The following is a 13,100-nucleotide window of genomic DNA, read 5'->3' on the forward strand; positions in this document are numbered from 1 at the left end:
ACGAGGCGGCCGTCCAGGCGGGTATCGAACGCCTGATGGCCGGCCGGACGGTCGTGATGGTCGCCCATCGCATGCGGACGGTCCAACGCGCCGACCGCATCGCCTTTCTCCAGGGCGGCCGGATCGTGGAAGAAGGACGCCACGACGAACTGCTGCGCCGCGGCGGCCGCTACGCCGACTTCTGGAATGCTTCCCTGGCACCGGCGGTGGCGGGTGAGGGCGGCGCATGAGGGCGGGTGGACCTCACGTGGTGGTCCGGCGCCGCAACGAGGGATCGGCGAGGGGATCCCCGTCGGCCCGCCCACCCGTGCGGGCGGGCGGCTCCTCACTCCAGCAGGCCGGAGATCGCCCTGTTCAGGCGTGCCGCGCGTCCGGCCGGGGTCCTGGCCTTCAGCAGCGACAGGATCACCTGGTAACGGCCGGTCTTGCCGAGCGCCTCGAAGCGGGCGGCGGCCCGCGGGTGCTCCGCCAGCGCCTTTGCCAGGTCGGGCGGGACGGTGGCGTCCCGCTGGGCGACGTAGGCCGCCTCCCAGCGGCCGTCGGCGCGGGCGGCGGCGACCTCCGCCAGGCCGGGCGGGCGCATGCGCCCGGCGGCGGTCAGCGCCTCCACGCGCTCGACGTTCTCCCGGGACCAGGGACTGCCCTTGCGGCGGCGCGAGTACCGCTGCAGGAAACAGTGCTCGTCGCAGGACTTGCGCTGGCTGTCGATCCAGCCGTAGCACAGCGCGACGTCCAGCGCCTGCCCGATCGTGACCGCGGCGACGGGCGACCCCTTCTTGGCGATCTTCAGCCAGACGCCGCCGTCGTCCCCGTGGTGCTCGGCCAGCCACGCCTCCCACCGGGCGGCGTCCGGAAAGTGCATCATCGGCCCAGGACCTCCAGGTAGTGCGGGTTGTACATGACGCCCAGCACGTTGCCGAACGGGTCGACCACGGACGCGGTGACGAACCCCGCGCCGCGCTCGGTGAGCGGCATGTACGGCGTGGCCCCCATGGCCAGCAGCCGCTCCAGGGCCGCCTGCACGTCGTCGACGTGCCAGTGGAGGACCACGCCGCCGGGAGCGGCCGAGGCGTTCGGCGGGGCGTACCTGCGGTCGATGAGACCGAGCTCGGCCTGGTAGTCGCCGATCCTGAACTCGTAGTAGGCGGCAGGCTGCCCGCCGCCCGGGCGCTCGAAGTACGGCTCGACACCCAGCAGCTCGGCGTACCACTTCCTGGCCGCCTCCAGGTCGTCGGCCCAGAAGTTGACGGTGGCCGGTCCTCGCAACATGCGCCGCTCCTTTTTCGTTGGCTTAGCTTTCGCTCTCCTCAGACGGTAGACGCCGTTGAGGAACGTGCGTTTCCTCAAGTCCTGGCAGACTGGCGCAATGTTGGAAACCTCGGTCCGGCTCCTGCGCCTGCTGTCGCTGCTGCAGTCGCGCCCCGACTGGCCGGGCCGTGAGCTGGCCGAACGGCTCGGGGTGACCACCAGGACCGTGCGCAACGACATCGAGCGGCTGCGCATCCTCGGCTACCAGATCCATTCCGCCACCGGTACGGCCGGCGGCTACCGGCTCGGCGCGGGCGCGGCCCTGCCCCCGCTGCTGCTGGACGACGAGGAGGCGGTGGCCGTGGCCGTCAGCCTGCACGCGGCGGCCGGCGGCACGGTGACCGGCATCGAGGAGACTTCGCTGCGCGCCCTCACCAAGCTCCAGCAGATGCTCCCCCCGCGGCTGCGGCACCGCATCGCCGCCGTGGGGGCGGCCACCGTGTCGGTCGCCGGCCGCGGGCCCACGGTCGACGCCGGCACGCTCACCGGCATCGCCGCCGCCATCCGCGACCGCGAGCAGCTGCGCTTCGACTACCGGGGACGCGACGGCACGGCCGGCCTGCGCACGGCCGAACCCCATCGCCTCGTCTACACCGGCCGCCGCTGGTACCTGCTGGCCTGGGACACCGCCCGCGCCGACTGGCGCACCTTCCGCGCCGACCGCATCGGCCTGCGCACGCCCAACGGCCCCCGCTTCACCCCCCGGCAGCCGCCGGACGACGCCGCCGCCCATGTCGTGCGCGGCATCGGCTCCACGGCCTGGAGGCATCCGGCCCGCATCCGCCTGCACGCCCCGCTGGAGCGGCTGTCGGAACTCCTGACCCCGGCCGCGGGCCTGCTGCACGAGGACGGGGTGCTGGAGACCGGCGGCGACTCCCTGCACGACCTGGCCGCCTTCCTGGGCAGTCTCGGGGTGCCCTTCACCGTCCTGGACCCCCCGGAACTGCGTGACCTCCTGCACGACCTGGCCGCCCGCTACGCGAATGCGTGACCCGCCGCCCGGCCAGCAGGGAGCGGATCGGCGCCGCGCAACGGCCCGCGTCGTCGAGCCAGGGACTGTGGCCGCCGGGCACGGCCGTCAGGCGCGCCCGCGGGATCTTCGCCACGCTCGCACTCCCCGCCCGCGGTGGGCAGAACACGTCCTGCTCCCCCCAGACGAACAGCAGCGGCGTCGTGATCCCCGCCAGTTCGGTGTCGGTGAGGACGTTCTCCGGGCGCGGGGCGCGCCCGCGCATCAGGCGGCCCAGCAGCGCGCGGTAGGAGGCGGCCTGCCCCGGCAGGCGCAGCGGAAGGTGGTACAGATCGAGCAGATCGTCGGACATGCCGTGCGCCGCGCCGGTCCCGACGGCCTCCGCGAGGGCGGCGCGCGCCACGGACCTCGGCCAGGGCAGCCGCATCGACCACTGCGCGGCCGGTCCGCGCACCGCGGAGGTCATCGCCGCCATCGCGGCGGTCCCGCGGGTGCCCGGCAGCGCCGTCGCGGGCGCGCCGACGATCGCGGCCCGGGACAGGCGCGCCGGCGCGTCGATCGCCGCCCACAGCGCGAACAGGCCGCCCAGGGAGCTGCCGACGATCGCCGCCCGCCGCAGTCCGAGCGCCTCCAGCGTCCCCGTCAGCACACCGACCGCCAGGTCGCGGACGGGACGGTCCCGCCACCGGTAGGGTTCGGCGAGGCTGTGGCCGGGCAGGTCGAGCAGGAGATGACGGTACCCGGGCAGCTGGGCGGCGAGCGGGGCCAGCCCCATGGCCGGGGCCGAGACGGCGTTCACGTAGACCACCGGTTCGCCCGAGCCCGCGGCCAGGACGCGCACCCGGACCGGCGGATCGCCGAGCACGACGGTGTGCTCGGTCATCGTCAGCCCGTAGGCGGCGGCGACGCGCCTTTCCGCCGCCCGGATCCGTTCCCTGAGCCTGGCGGAGCCTCCCGTGGAGACTCTCATGGAGACTCTCATGGAACCTTTCGTGGAATCTTTCATGGGCCCTTTCATGGGTCCACCCTCGCCGTCGGTGCGCGCCGGTGTCTTGGACGAATGTCCCGGGTCCGGTCCGGCGGTACTGTGCTGCGGTCGCGGCTTCATCGAGCGGCACGGGCAGGCGCGGGCGTGCCCGGAAGGGACGACGGCCGGGCGGTCGCGGGAGGAGGCGCGCAGTGGCGGATGCAGTGGCGGATACGGCGCAGGGGTGGCCGGAGGGGCTCGACCCGGTGACGAAGGCCGGGTACGAGCTGGAGTTCGAGGACACCTTCGAGCAGGACCGCCTCGACGAGGGCCGCTGGGTGCCGTACTACCTGCCCCAGTGGAGCGGGCGGACCAGCGCCGCGGCCCGCTACGAGATCGGCGGCGGCCGCCTGCACCTGCTGATCGAGGAGGACCAGCCGCCCTGGTGCCCGGAGCTGGAGGGGCCGCTGCGCGTGTCGTCCCTGCAGACCGGCCTGTTCGCCGGGCCGGTGGGCAGCACCGTCGGGCAGCACGGGCGCGGCTCCGGCGCGGTCGTGCGCGAGCAGCAGCGCAACGTGCGGCTCTACACTCCGCGCTACGGCCTGGTCGAGCTGCGGGCCAAGGCGATCGACGACCCGCGGTCCATGGTGGCGCTGTGGATGATCGGCTATGAGGACGCCCCCGAGCGGTCGGCGGAGATCTGCGTCTGCGAGATCTTCGGCCGCGACGTCGGGCCGGACTCGGCGCGGGTCGGCATGGGCCTGCACCCCTTCGGCGACCCGGAGATCACCGATGACTTCACGGTGGAGACGCTGCCGATCGACGCCCGCGAGTTCCACGTCTACGCCGCCGAGTGGACGCCCGAGCGCGTCTCCTTCCTCGTCGACGGGCGGCACGTCAGGACGGTGCGCCAGTCTCCGCGCTATCCCATGCAGCTCATGCTGAACATCTACGAGTTCCCCCGGGCGCCGGAGCGCGACGGCCCGCCCGCGCCGGAGCATCCCTATCCCAAGCGGTTCACCGTCGACTACGTGCGAGGGTACCGGCCGGCCCGTACCGCATCGCCCGGGCGGTGATCGCGGCCTCAGCTGGTGGCGCCCCAGGTGAGGGACAGGCCGGTGGCGGCGCGTTCGGTGCGGATCTCCATCATGCTGCCGAGGATGGTGGCGTGGTCGGACACCACGGGTGTGGCGTCGAGCGTGTAGGTGATCCGGATGCTGACGAGCACCGGGCTGCCCTGCGGCTCGTGGAGGTGGCGGGCGGCGGCGGGGCCGAGCAGATCGGGCCGGACCGCCTCGGTCGCCCGGGCGACCGTCACCCCCGCGTCGGCGAGGGCCGCATAGAGGGAGACGGCGGTGAAGTCGCGGTCACGGATCCGGTCGGCCACCGGCCGTCGGACCCAGGACACCTGGTGGACGGCGGGGCGTCCGGCGAACTCGCGGACCCGCTCCAGGCGCAGGGCGCTGTCGCCGGGGCGCAGCCGCAGCTGCGCGGCGATGTGGGCGGGGGCCCGGCGCACCGCCTGCCCGGTCACCGCAGTGCGCACGTCGTGGCCCTGTTTGCGCAGGTCGTCGACCAGGCTGCGGAGCGAGTCGAGCTGGTACGCCAGGTGGGGCGGGGCGACGAACGTGCCCCTGCCGGGCTGCTGCACGATCAGCCGCTCGTCGCTGAGTTCCCGCAACGCCTGGCGCAGCGTCATGAGGGTGACCCCGTAGGAGGCGCTCAGCTCCCGTTGCGGCGGCAGGGCCTGCCCGGGGGCGTAGTGTCCCGACCGGATCTTCGCGGCGAGGTCGGCGGCGATGGCGCGGTATCTCGCCTCGTGCCCGGCGTCGGGGGTCATCGCGGTCGGTCACACTCCTGGTCGAGGGCTTGCGTCGAGGGCTTGCCGCAGGGACGTCAGGAAGTCCCGCAGGTCGTCCGGTCCGGCCCCGTCGAGCACCCGCCGCATGACCGCGGCGCCGACCACCACGCCGTCGGCGTGCCGGCGGGCTTCGCGGGCCTGGTCCGGGGTGGAAATGCCAAATCCTAGCAAGACCGGCCGGTCGGTGACGCGCCTGATCCGCCCGGTGAGCCCGGCCGCCGAAGCGGCCAGGGCGGCCCGCTCGCCGGTGGTGCCCATCAGCGACACCGCGTAGACGAATCCGCGGCTGCGGCGGGAGATCTCCGCCAGCCGCGGCTGCGGCGTCGCCGGCGAGGCGAGCAGGGCCAGCTCGATCCCGGCGGCGGCGGCAACGTCCGTCAGCTCGTCGGCCTCGTGCACCGGCAGGTCGGGCACGATCAGGCCGCCGACGCCGGCCCGGCGCAGCGCGGCGCAGAACGCCTCGGGTCCGTCGTGCAGCACCAGGTTGTAGTAGGTGCTGGCGACCAGCGGCACGCCCGGGTCCGGCATGCCGGACAGCTCGGTGAGGATCCGGCGGGTACTGGCCCCCCGGGCCAGGGCCAGGTCACTGGCCCGCTGGATGGTGACGCCGTCCAGCGTGGGGTCGGAGAAGGGCAGGCCGATCTCGATCGCGTCCGCCCCGGCGGCGGCGAAGGCCCGCAGGTAGTCCGTCCAGCCGGTTGCGATCCCCCCGGTGAGGTACGGCATGAGCAGGCCGCGGCCGGTGTCCCGGCGGGACCGCAGGCGGCGTTCGACCGCGCCCGCGTCTGCGGCCGCCTCCAAGCCGAGGTCCAGGACGGGGCCGGGGACGGGGGCGGGATCTGGGGCGGGGGTCGTCACAGCAGCTCCTTCAGGGTCGAGAGGTCCTTGTCGCCCCGGCCGGACAGCGTCATCAGCACCGTCGATCCCGCGGGCAGGTCGCCGTCGCCCGCCGCGCGGATCACCCAGGCGAGGGCGTGCGCCGATTCGAGCGCCGGGACGATGCCCTCGGTGCGCGCCAGCCGTACCGCAGCGGCGATCGCCTCCTCGTCGGTCACCGTGACGTAGCGGGCCCGGCCGAGGTCGCGCAGGTGGGCGTGCTCCGGGCCGACCCCCGGGTAGTCGAGTCCGGCGGCGGCGGAGTGCGCCGGGGTGATCTGCCCGTCGTCGTCCTGCAGGAACAACGAGCGGCAGCCGTGCATGACGCCGGGCCGGCCGCGGGACGCCCCCGCCCCGCCCTGCGCCTCGACGCCGACCAGTCGTGCGGTGGTGTCGGCGAACCCGGCGAACGTGCCGGCGGCGTTGGAGCCGCCGCCGACGCACGCGACCACGTGGTCCGGCACGCCGGTCCGCAGCTCGGCGGCGCACTGCCCGCGGGCCTCCTCGCCGATGACCCGCTGGAGCTCCCTGACCATCCACGGGTACGGATCCGGCCCGACAACCGAGCCGACGCAGTAGTGGGAGTCGCCGGTCGCGCCCACCCAGTGCCGCATGGCCTCGCTGGTCGCGTCCTTGAGGGTGCGGCTGCCCGCGGTCACCGGGACCACCTCGGCGCCCAGCATGCGCATCCGGAAGACGTTCAGCGCCTGCCGCTCGATGTCGCGCTCGCCCATGAACACCGTGGCCTCCAGCCCGAGCAGCGCGGCGGCGGTCGCGGTGGCCACGCCGTGCTGTCCCGCCCCCGTCTCGGCGATCAGTCTGCGCCGTCCCATCCGGGTGGCCAGCAGGGCCTGCCCCAGCACATTGTTGATCTTGTGGGATCCGGTGTGGGTGAGGTCCTCGCGCTTGAGGTACAGCCGCACGCCCAGTGCCTCCGACAGCCGGTGGGCCGGCGTGAGGGGGGTCGGCCGCCCGGCGTGCACGGCGAGCAGCCGCGCCAGGGCGCCGCGGAAGCCGGGATCCGCCCAGGCCCGCCGGAACGCCTCGTCCACCTCGCGGCACGCCTGTGCCAGGGACTCCGGCGTGTACCGTCCGCCGTACTGGCCGAACCGGCCGCGCGCCCGGGGCTCCCCCATCGTCCCGTCCGGCGGGACCGGCTCACGCCACGGCGACACGTTTCGCATGCCATCCTCCGATCGTTCTATAACTCTCAGCAGAGTTCTATAACAATCAGCGTGATATGGGAAGAACGGGCGCGGCACCGCCGGTACCGCGCCCGCAACGTGATCTTCAGGGGTCCTTCAGTCGATCGCCAAAGAGATCCTTGGCGGTTGTGCGGCGGCTGTCGGGACTTTCGCGGCGATGGAGAGCGACGGATGGGAAACGATCCGACCTGCGGGGCCCGTCCGGCGGGAAACCGACCACGGGCGGGGCCCGCCGGCGGAGTCGGCCGGCCCGCCGGTCACATGTTGGAGGCGTCGGGCGGCACGTCACCGGGCAGGGGCGGCGCCGGCGCAGTGCCGCCGTCGGCGCCGGGACAGGCCAGGTCGAGGGTGTAGGCGGTCATGGACAGCGAGCCGTAGGCGTAACCGTCGATGAGCACCCCGGTGGCACCGCCGTCGGCGCCGGCCAGACCGGCCAGGTACAGCAGCGGCAGGAAGTGGTCGGGGGTGGGCACGGCCCGGGTGAAGTCGCGGTGGCCGTCCAGGGCGGCGGCACCGGCGGGGTCGGTGAGCATCGTCTCCTTGGCGTGCTCGTCGAAACGCCGAGCCCAGTCGTAACCGGCATCGGGCAGCGCGCCGTTCATGCCGCGCAGGTTGTGCACGACGTTGCCGCTGCCGACGACGAGCACGCCGCGCTCGCGCAGCGGCGCGAGCGCGGCGCCGAGCCTGAGATGGTAGTCGAAGTCCTTGTCGGCGTTGATGCTCAGCTGCACGACCGGGATGTCGGCGGTGGGGAAGGCGTGCACCAGCACCGACCAGGTGCCGTGGTCGATGCCCCAGCTGTCGAGGTCGGCGCCCACCCAGGTGGGGTGGACCGCGTCGGCCACCTCGGCGACCAGCTCCGGCAGGCCGGGGGCGGGATACTGCACCTCGAACAGCGGCCGGGGAAAGCCGTAGAAGTCGTGGATGGTGCGGGGACGCTCCATGGCGGTGACGGCGGTGGCGTTGATGTACCAGTGCGCCGAGATCACCAGGATGGCCCGCGGCCGGGGCACCGCCCGCCCCAGGGCGCGCCAGGCCCGGGTGTAGCGGTTGTCCTCCAGCGCGTTCATCGGGCTGCCGTGCCCGAGGAACGCCGCCGGCATCAGGGCCGGCGCACCGTCACTGCCCATGTCGGCCCCCCTTGCGGCTCGCGTGCGGGGCCAACCTAACCCGGTCGCCGCCTCCGGCCCGGCAGACATGCTTCAGCCGCGGGCCAGGGACGTCCGAGCGCCCCGCCAAGGAACACAAAAGGCCGGTGAAGCGCGGGTGCTCTCAAGCCGCACCGGGTTCCTCTACGCTGACCGTGATCACCTGCAACGGTGAGGGAGCCGCCGATGACGACCGACCCGACGATGACCAGGATCGGCCAGGGAGTGGAGCTGCATCACCACCAAGGTCGGCGGGAAGCCGCTCGTGACCTGTTCGCGCGGATCTGGGACGACATCGGCGGTGAGCGAGGCGACCCGCTGCACGTCTGCGTCCTTGCCCACTCGATGGCCGACGTGCAGGACGACGTGCGCCAGGAACTGATGTGGGACCTGCGGGCGCTCGCCGCCGCCGATCTCGTCACCGACGAGCGGGTCGCCCAGGCCGGGGTGCCGCTCTCGGTGGCCGGCCTGTATCCGTCGTTGCACCTGAACGTGAGCGAGTGCTACCGCAGGCTGGGCGACTTCGACCGTGCCCGTGAACACCTCCGGCAGGCGCGGGCCGGGATCGGCGCGCTGGGCGACGACGGATACGGGCAGCTCATCAAGGGCGGCCTGGAGCGGCTGGCCGAGCAACTGGGTGAGCGCGGGCGGCGTGAGGGCGCGACACGGCTCTAGGAACGGTACGTCTCCATGTGGTGCTGTTCGCGCATCATCTTCATCGCCTGGCTCCAGGCGACGAGCTGATCGAGCATCGTGGTCAGCGGCTGCTCGTGGTGGGCGGCCGGTTTGAAGGCCGAGAAGTTCTCGAAATCGGTGAACAGCGACAGCGCCACCTGGGAGCGCACGGTGGCCATCTGCAGCTCGGCGGCGATCAGTCGCAGCTGCTCGACCGCGCGGGTGCCCCCGGCGCTGCCGTAGCCGACGAACCCGGCGGCCTTGTTGTTCCACTCGGCGTACAGGTAGTCCAGGGCGTTCTTCAGCGCTGCGGACGGGCCGTGGTTGTACTCCGGCGTGACGAACACATACCCGTCGAACTCCGCGATCCTGGCGGCCCACCGCTGGGTGTGCTCCTTGCTGTACTGGCCCATCGACGGCGGTACCGGCTCATCCAGCAGGGGCAGGCCGTAGTCGGCGATGTCGACCAGCTGGAAGGCCGCGTCGGTCCGTTTGGCGGCGAAGTCGTACACCCATTGGGCCACCGCCTGCCCGATGCGGCCCGGCCGGGTGCTGCCCAGGACGATCCCGATGTTGGTCATGCTCTACTCCGTCTCTGCGAAGATCGCGTCGCCGTGTCCCGGGGGTCATATCCTCCGTTACCCGAAGTATTCATATGCATACGTCGAGTGATAGCGCTGGGTGGTTCTCACGTGGTCCGGGGGTCGGGACCCCGGTCGGCACCGCCGGTACGAGCGGGCTGCCGTGAGCCGGTCGCCCGGAAAACCGGCCCTCACCCGCCGCGGGAATGCCCGCCGGTCTCCCCCGCCCGCCGCTGCGGCGCCTCCGCGGCCCGCAGCTCCGCTGCGACCGCCCGCTCGCGCAGTCCGGCGGCCTCCCGGCGAAGCGCCTCCAGCTGCTCGCGCAGGTCAGCCATGCGGGCACGCTCCAGGGCCAGCTCCATCCTCGCCTGGTCCCGTTCCGCCCGCGCCTGCTCGGCCTGCTCCCGGGAGCGGCCGGCGCGGCGCTCTGCCTCCTTCAGCAGCTGCGCCGCCTGTTCCTGCGCCTCCTGGACACGTGCGAGCGCCGCCGTCTCGGCCTCGGCGGCGGCGGCCTCGGCGCGGGCGGCCGCCGCCCGTACCTGGGCGGTCTCCGCCACCGCCTGGGCGCGCGCCTGGGCGTCGGCCTCGGCACGGGCCACGGCCCTGTCCCGTTCGGCGGCGGCGGCCTCGGCGCGGGCGGCCGCCGCCGCGGCGGCCTGCTCGGCCCTGGCCCTGCCCTTGCGCGCCGCGGCCGCCTCCTGCTGTGCGGTGTCACGCTCGGCCCGCGCCCGCTCGGCCGCCTGCCTGTCCTGTACGGCCTGCGCCTGGGACTGCTGCGCCTGCGCCTGGGCGGCCTCCACGCGCTCGGCCAGTTCCCGCACCGCCGCGTCCCGTGCAGCCTCGGCCTGTTCGGCCCGGCGCAGGGCCTCGGCCTCGGCGTTCCTGGCCATCCGTTCGGTGCTGGCCGCCTCCCGCAGCGCGGCCAGGGCCTGCTCACGCGCGGTCTCGGCATCGGCCAGCGCGGTGTCACGCTCGGCGTTGGCCTCCTGGGCCCGCCGCGCCATCGCATCGCGCTCACGGCGGGCGTGCTCGGTGGCCTCGCGTGCCAGCCGTACCTGCTCGAACGCCTGCTCCCGCTCGGCGCGCGCGATCGCCACCCGGGTGTGGGCCTCGGCCTGCACCGCGCTCAGCTTCGCCTCCACCCCCGCGGGGCTCAGCTCGTCGGCGAGCACCTGGGCCAGCGGGGCGATGACCGCGGCCATCCCCTTCTCCATGCGCTCGTAGAGCTCCTCGGCCCGGGCCAGCGCCCCCTCCAGTCCCGGTGTCGCGCGCCGCAGTTCCCGCTCCCGTTTCGCCGCCGCCTGGCAGTCGCTCTGCGGGCAGTAGGCCCGCGGCCGTCCCCGCCCGGCCCGCTGCTCGATCGGCGCCCCGCAGTGCTGGCACGGCGTCACCCCGCCCGGCGTCTCTCCCATCAGGCCACCCTAGCATTTCCATTTTCTAGAAATTACAAGTCAGAAAAAGCGATCGGTTGCGCTCGATCGAATCCCTATCAACTACCGAGAATGACAATTCCCGCAAGTTAACGAACCGGGGGCCCGCTACCCAGTCGCCGACGCCGCTCTATGCTCGTGCGCATGGAACTCCGGCAGCTGCGGTACTTCTGCGCCGTGGTCGCCGAGCAGAACCTCACCAGGGCGGCCGAGTCGCTGGGACGAGGACGGCGCCCACATGATCGTGCTGGGGCGGGAGGACGGCGGCCTCCAACCCCTGGCACACCGCCATGTACGCGGGGCTTGAGCAGCAACCGAACGGCCAGTGGCGCTAAGCCGGGCTCGCCGGGCTCCTTGACGTCACTGGCCGTTCCGATGCTGCTCAACCCCGGTCTCGGTTCCCGCCTGCGGTTGCGGCAAACTGAGGACATGACCCAGGTGCGACCCGCTCCGAATGCCGACGCGGCCCGATGGTTGCTCCGGGCCGATGTCGAGTGGTGGGATCTTGTTCGCTACGGCCCACCGGGCTTCGAGGTGTACGTGCGGATCGCCTTTGGCCATGGGGTGGAGGGCGTCGACTCGCAGGGAGAAGATCGTGCCGTTCGCGTGGCACTGGCGACTCTCGCGACATGCACGGCCACGCCCTCCAGCGGATACGCGGCGATCTGGGAGGGGTGGGGCGGGGACCCGCCGGCTCCTGAAGCGCCGCGGGTGGACATTCCGAATCGGGAGATGCTGCTGTTCACCGGCCCTGTCGACGTACTGAGCGACGCGCCCGCCCTCGCCTGGTACGGCGCTGCGCTGGGCTATCAAGACCCCCACCTCGTGTGGCCCGAAGATCAAGCCTGGTGCCTGGCCTGCGAGGTCGACGAGGAGATCGAGTTCACCGTCGGATGTTCCGTCGAGGCGTCCCAGGCTCTGGCCAGAGCCCTGCCCGGTGCTGTTCGGCGGGTGCGCTACGGAGAGCCGGCACCGATGTACCTCGACCAGGTCTAGCACCGGCAGCATGCGCACATCGGCACGAGAGTGCGTCGATCGCGTCAGGGAGATCTGACCGACGTCACGGAGTGTCACCAGACATCGTCGCCATCTACCACATGGAAGGGGCTTCAGCAGCAACCGAACATGCCCCAGCCGCCAGGTAGCAGAGTGGAGGATCAAGCTTGGGTCCGGGCCGTGTGCGCGTCGGGGGCTTCGGTGGCTCTCACTGCGGCCGAACGGCGACCGAATCGGCGGAGAGCGTGACCTCGACGGTGATGTGCGGATTGTCCAACTGCGGGAGCTGAAGCCCACGCTTGAACTTCTCGGCATCGTCCGGCATCACCTTCGGCTGAACTGTGACCTTGACTTGGCCGGTCTCCTCATCTGAGTGCGCCATCATCGTGACCACCTCAGGACGGGATCGGAGCCAGGAGACGACCGTGTCCTGGGCCCTCCGGAGCTCCAAGGCCGAAAATCCCTTGCCGCCGATCAGGGTGACCTCCATGGGGAGGGTCCTGGCCAGCTCGATCGCACGAGTCGGGACGGGACCCTTGAAGCCGACGCGCAGCCCCCGCTGGTCGTCGTCGACGTATCTGACACCGGAGATCTCGTCAGGGAACTCCTCATTAAGTTTGTCGATCACCCGGCTGTTGGACGACTGTGAGCCGAAGCGGTCGATGGCCTCCTCGTAGGAGATGCCCTCCGATTTGGCGATGGCCCCGAGGTCGACCAGCTCCGCGTAGGGAATGCCGTCGATCACCACGTCCGGGTCGGTCACCGCAGGGTCGTACCCTTCGAAGTCCGTCGGCCTGGGTGACGAGGTAGCAGCCACCCGGGCCGCGTACCGCTTGACGACCTCCTCCAGGGATCGGCCCGAGGACGCCGCCTCTCGCTTGAGCCGCTCCAGGGTGGGCCGATGCGCTTTGGGCTGATCGGCCCGCGGCAACACGATCGTCTCGGTCCCGGCCGCAGTGGGTACCGGGCCGGCACCAGACTGGCCGCAGCCGCACAACGACGCAAGCAGCGCGATGACGGTCAAACGCGATCTCTTCACACCAAAGAGACGCGCCATCGGCCTGGAGGGTTCATCCAGGCACC

Annotated in this window: 14 protein-coding genes and 1 pseudogene; 5 read left to right on the top strand and 10 right to left on the bottom strand. The window is 72.6% G+C overall.

The window, feature by feature from the left end; all coding sequences use genetic code 11:
* A pseudogene (locus IEZ08_RS32220) lies at window positions 1-230 on the top strand (ABC transporter ATP-binding protein); the annotation flags it as partial.
* Between the two features lie 95 nt (window positions 231-325).
* Here IEZ08_RS32220 and IEZ08_RS32225 read toward each other — a convergent pair.
* The gene (locus tag IEZ08_RS32225) at window positions 326-865 is read right to left on the bottom strand and encodes a YdeI/OmpD-associated family protein (protein ID WP_068923653.1); all 540 of its coding nucleotides are present in this window, start codon (window positions 863-865) and stop codon (window positions 326-328) included.
* A complete protein-coding gene (locus tag IEZ08_RS32230) occupies window positions 862-1,269 on the bottom strand; it encodes a VOC family protein (RefSeq protein ID WP_068923652.1) in 408 nt (135 codons plus the stop codon). The genes IEZ08_RS32225 and IEZ08_RS32230 overlap by 4 nt, the downstream gene beginning before the upstream one ends.
* A 97-nt stretch (window positions 1,270-1,366) precedes the next feature.
* On the opposite strand from IEZ08_RS32230, the gene IEZ08_RS32235 reads away from it, so the two are divergent.
* On the top strand, window positions 1,367-2,299 hold the full coding sequence (locus IEZ08_RS32235) for a helix-turn-helix transcriptional regulator (RefSeq protein ID WP_068923651.1): 933 nt from the start codon (window positions 1,367-1,369) through the stop codon (window positions 2,297-2,299).
* Here the strand turns inward: IEZ08_RS32235 and IEZ08_RS32240 are convergent.
* Complete coding sequence (locus IEZ08_RS32240) at window positions 2,229-3,248, bottom strand: alpha/beta fold hydrolase (protein ID WP_068923650.1); 1,020 nt, start codon at window positions 3,246-3,248, stop codon at window positions 2,229-2,231. The genes IEZ08_RS32235 and IEZ08_RS32240 overlap by 71 nt on opposite strands.
* 209 nt (window positions 3,249-3,457) lie before the next feature.
* Between IEZ08_RS32240 and IEZ08_RS32245 the strand changes: the two genes are divergently transcribed.
* The gene (locus IEZ08_RS32245) at window positions 3,458-4,321 is read left to right on the top strand and encodes a glycoside hydrolase family 16 protein (RefSeq protein ID WP_229803750.1); all 864 of its coding nucleotides are present in this window, start codon (window positions 3,458-3,460) and stop codon (window positions 4,319-4,321) included.
* Between the two features lie 8 nt (window positions 4,322-4,329).
* Here the strand turns inward: IEZ08_RS32245 and IEZ08_RS32250 are convergent, their stop codons facing one another.
* From IEZ08_RS32250 to ygiD, 4 genes are all read right to left on the bottom strand, one after another.
* On the bottom strand, window positions 4,330-5,085 hold the full coding sequence (locus IEZ08_RS32250) for a GntR family transcriptional regulator (RefSeq protein WP_068923649.1): 756 nt from the start codon (window positions 5,083-5,085) through the stop codon (window positions 4,330-4,332).
* A 9-nt stretch (window positions 5,086-5,094) separates the two neighbouring features.
* The gene (trpA, locus tag IEZ08_RS32255; RefSeq protein WP_229803751.1) at window positions 5,095-5,964 is read right to left on the bottom strand and encodes a tryptophan synthase subunit alpha; all 870 of its coding nucleotides are present in this window, start codon (window positions 5,962-5,964) and stop codon (window positions 5,095-5,097) included.
* Entirely contained in the window at window positions 5,961-7,166 is a 1,206-nt protein-coding gene (gene trpB, locus IEZ08_RS32260) for a tryptophan synthase subunit beta (RefSeq protein WP_203863589.1), read from the bottom strand. Before trpB ends, trpA begins: the two co-directional genes overlap by 4 nt.
* A gap of 278 nt (window positions 7,167-7,444) precedes the next feature.
* Window positions 7,445-8,317, bottom strand: a complete 873-nt coding sequence (ygiD, locus tag IEZ08_RS32265; protein ID WP_218061715.1) for a 4,5-DOPA-extradiol-dioxygenase — start codon at window positions 8,315-8,317, stop codon at window positions 7,445-7,447.
* A 204-nt stretch (window positions 8,318-8,521) separates the two neighbouring features.
* On the opposite strand from ygiD, the gene IEZ08_RS32270 reads away from it, so the two are divergent.
* Window positions 8,522-9,010 (top strand): hypothetical protein, encoded by a 489-nt coding sequence (locus IEZ08_RS32270; protein ID WP_068923647.1) that lies wholly within the window; start codon window positions 8,522-8,524, stop codon window positions 9,008-9,010.
* Here IEZ08_RS32270 and IEZ08_RS32275 read toward each other — a convergent pair.
* On the bottom strand, window positions 9,007-9,591 hold the full coding sequence (locus tag IEZ08_RS32275; protein WP_068923646.1) for an NADPH-dependent FMN reductase: 585 nt from the start codon (window positions 9,589-9,591) through the stop codon (window positions 9,007-9,009). The genes IEZ08_RS32270 and IEZ08_RS32275 overlap by 4 nt on opposite strands.
* 191 nt (window positions 9,592-9,782) lie before the next feature.
* Entirely contained in the window at window positions 9,783-11,003 is a 1,221-nt protein-coding gene (locus IEZ08_RS32280; RefSeq protein ID WP_189243624.1) for a coiled-coil domain-containing protein, read from the bottom strand.
* Window positions 11,004-11,450: 447 nt separating this feature from the next.
* Here IEZ08_RS32280 and IEZ08_RS32285 point away from each other — a divergent pair, with 447 nt between their 5' ends.
* Window positions 11,451-12,017, top strand: coding sequence for a hypothetical protein (locus IEZ08_RS32285; protein ID WP_141703983.1), 567 nt, complete (start codon window positions 11,451-11,453; stop codon window positions 12,015-12,017).
* A 208-nt stretch (window positions 12,018-12,225) separates the two neighbouring features.
* Here IEZ08_RS32285 and IEZ08_RS32290 read toward each other — a convergent pair whose 3' ends face one another.
* A complete protein-coding gene (locus IEZ08_RS32290) occupies window positions 12,226-13,041 on the bottom strand; it encodes a hypothetical protein (RefSeq protein WP_141703981.1) in 816 nt (271 codons plus the stop codon).
* Between the last annotated feature and the right edge of the window lie 59 nt (window positions 13,042-13,100).

Source organism: Planobispora rosea (genome assembly GCF_014648175.1).
Lineage (GTDB): Bacteria > Actinomycetota > Actinomycetes > Streptosporangiales > Streptosporangiaceae > Planobispora > Planobispora rosea.

What these genes read in the sequence shown, in the direction of transcription:
- IEZ08_RS32225 (WP_068923653.1), bottom strand. Translation starts at nt 865, where the DNA reads ATGATGCACTTTCCGGACGCCGCCCGGTGGGAGGCGTGGCTGGCCGAG.
- IEZ08_RS32230 (WP_068923652.1), bottom strand. Translation starts at nt 1,269, where the DNA reads ATGTTGCGAGGACCGGCCACCGTCAACTTCTGGGCCGACGACCTGGAG.
- IEZ08_RS32235 (WP_068923651.1), top strand. Translation starts at nt 1,367, where the DNA reads ATGTTGGAAACCTCGGTCCGGCTCCTGCGCCTGCTGTCGCTGCTGCAG.
- IEZ08_RS32240 (WP_068923650.1), bottom strand. Translation starts at nt 3,248, where the DNA reads ATGAGAGTCTCCACGGGAGGCTCCGCCAGGCTCAGGGAACGGATCCGG.
- IEZ08_RS32250 (WP_068923649.1), bottom strand. Translation starts at nt 5,085, where the DNA reads ATGACCCCCGACGCCGGGCACGAGGCGAGATACCGCGCCATCGCCGCC.
- trpB (WP_203863589.1), bottom strand. Translation starts at nt 7,166, where the DNA reads ATGCGAAACGTGTCGCCGTGGCGTGAGCCGGTCCCGCCGGACGGGACG.
- ygiD (WP_218061715.1), bottom strand. Translation starts at nt 8,317, where the DNA reads ATGGGCAGTGACGGTGCGCCGGCCCTGATGCCGGCGGCGTTCCTCGGG.
- IEZ08_RS32270 (WP_068923647.1), top strand. Translation starts at nt 8,522, where the DNA reads ATGACGACCGACCCGACGATGACCAGGATCGGCCAGGGAGTGGAGCTG.
- IEZ08_RS32275 (WP_068923646.1), bottom strand. Translation starts at nt 9,591, where the DNA reads ATGACCAACATCGGGATCGTCCTGGGCAGCACCCGGCCGGGCCGCATC.
- IEZ08_RS32280 (WP_189243624.1), bottom strand. Translation starts at nt 11,003, where the DNA reads ATGGGAGAGACGCCGGGCGGGGTGACGCCGTGCCAGCACTGCGGGGCG.
- IEZ08_RS32285 (WP_141703983.1), top strand. Translation starts at nt 11,451, where the DNA reads ATGACCCAGGTGCGACCCGCTCCGAATGCCGACGCGGCCCGATGGTTG.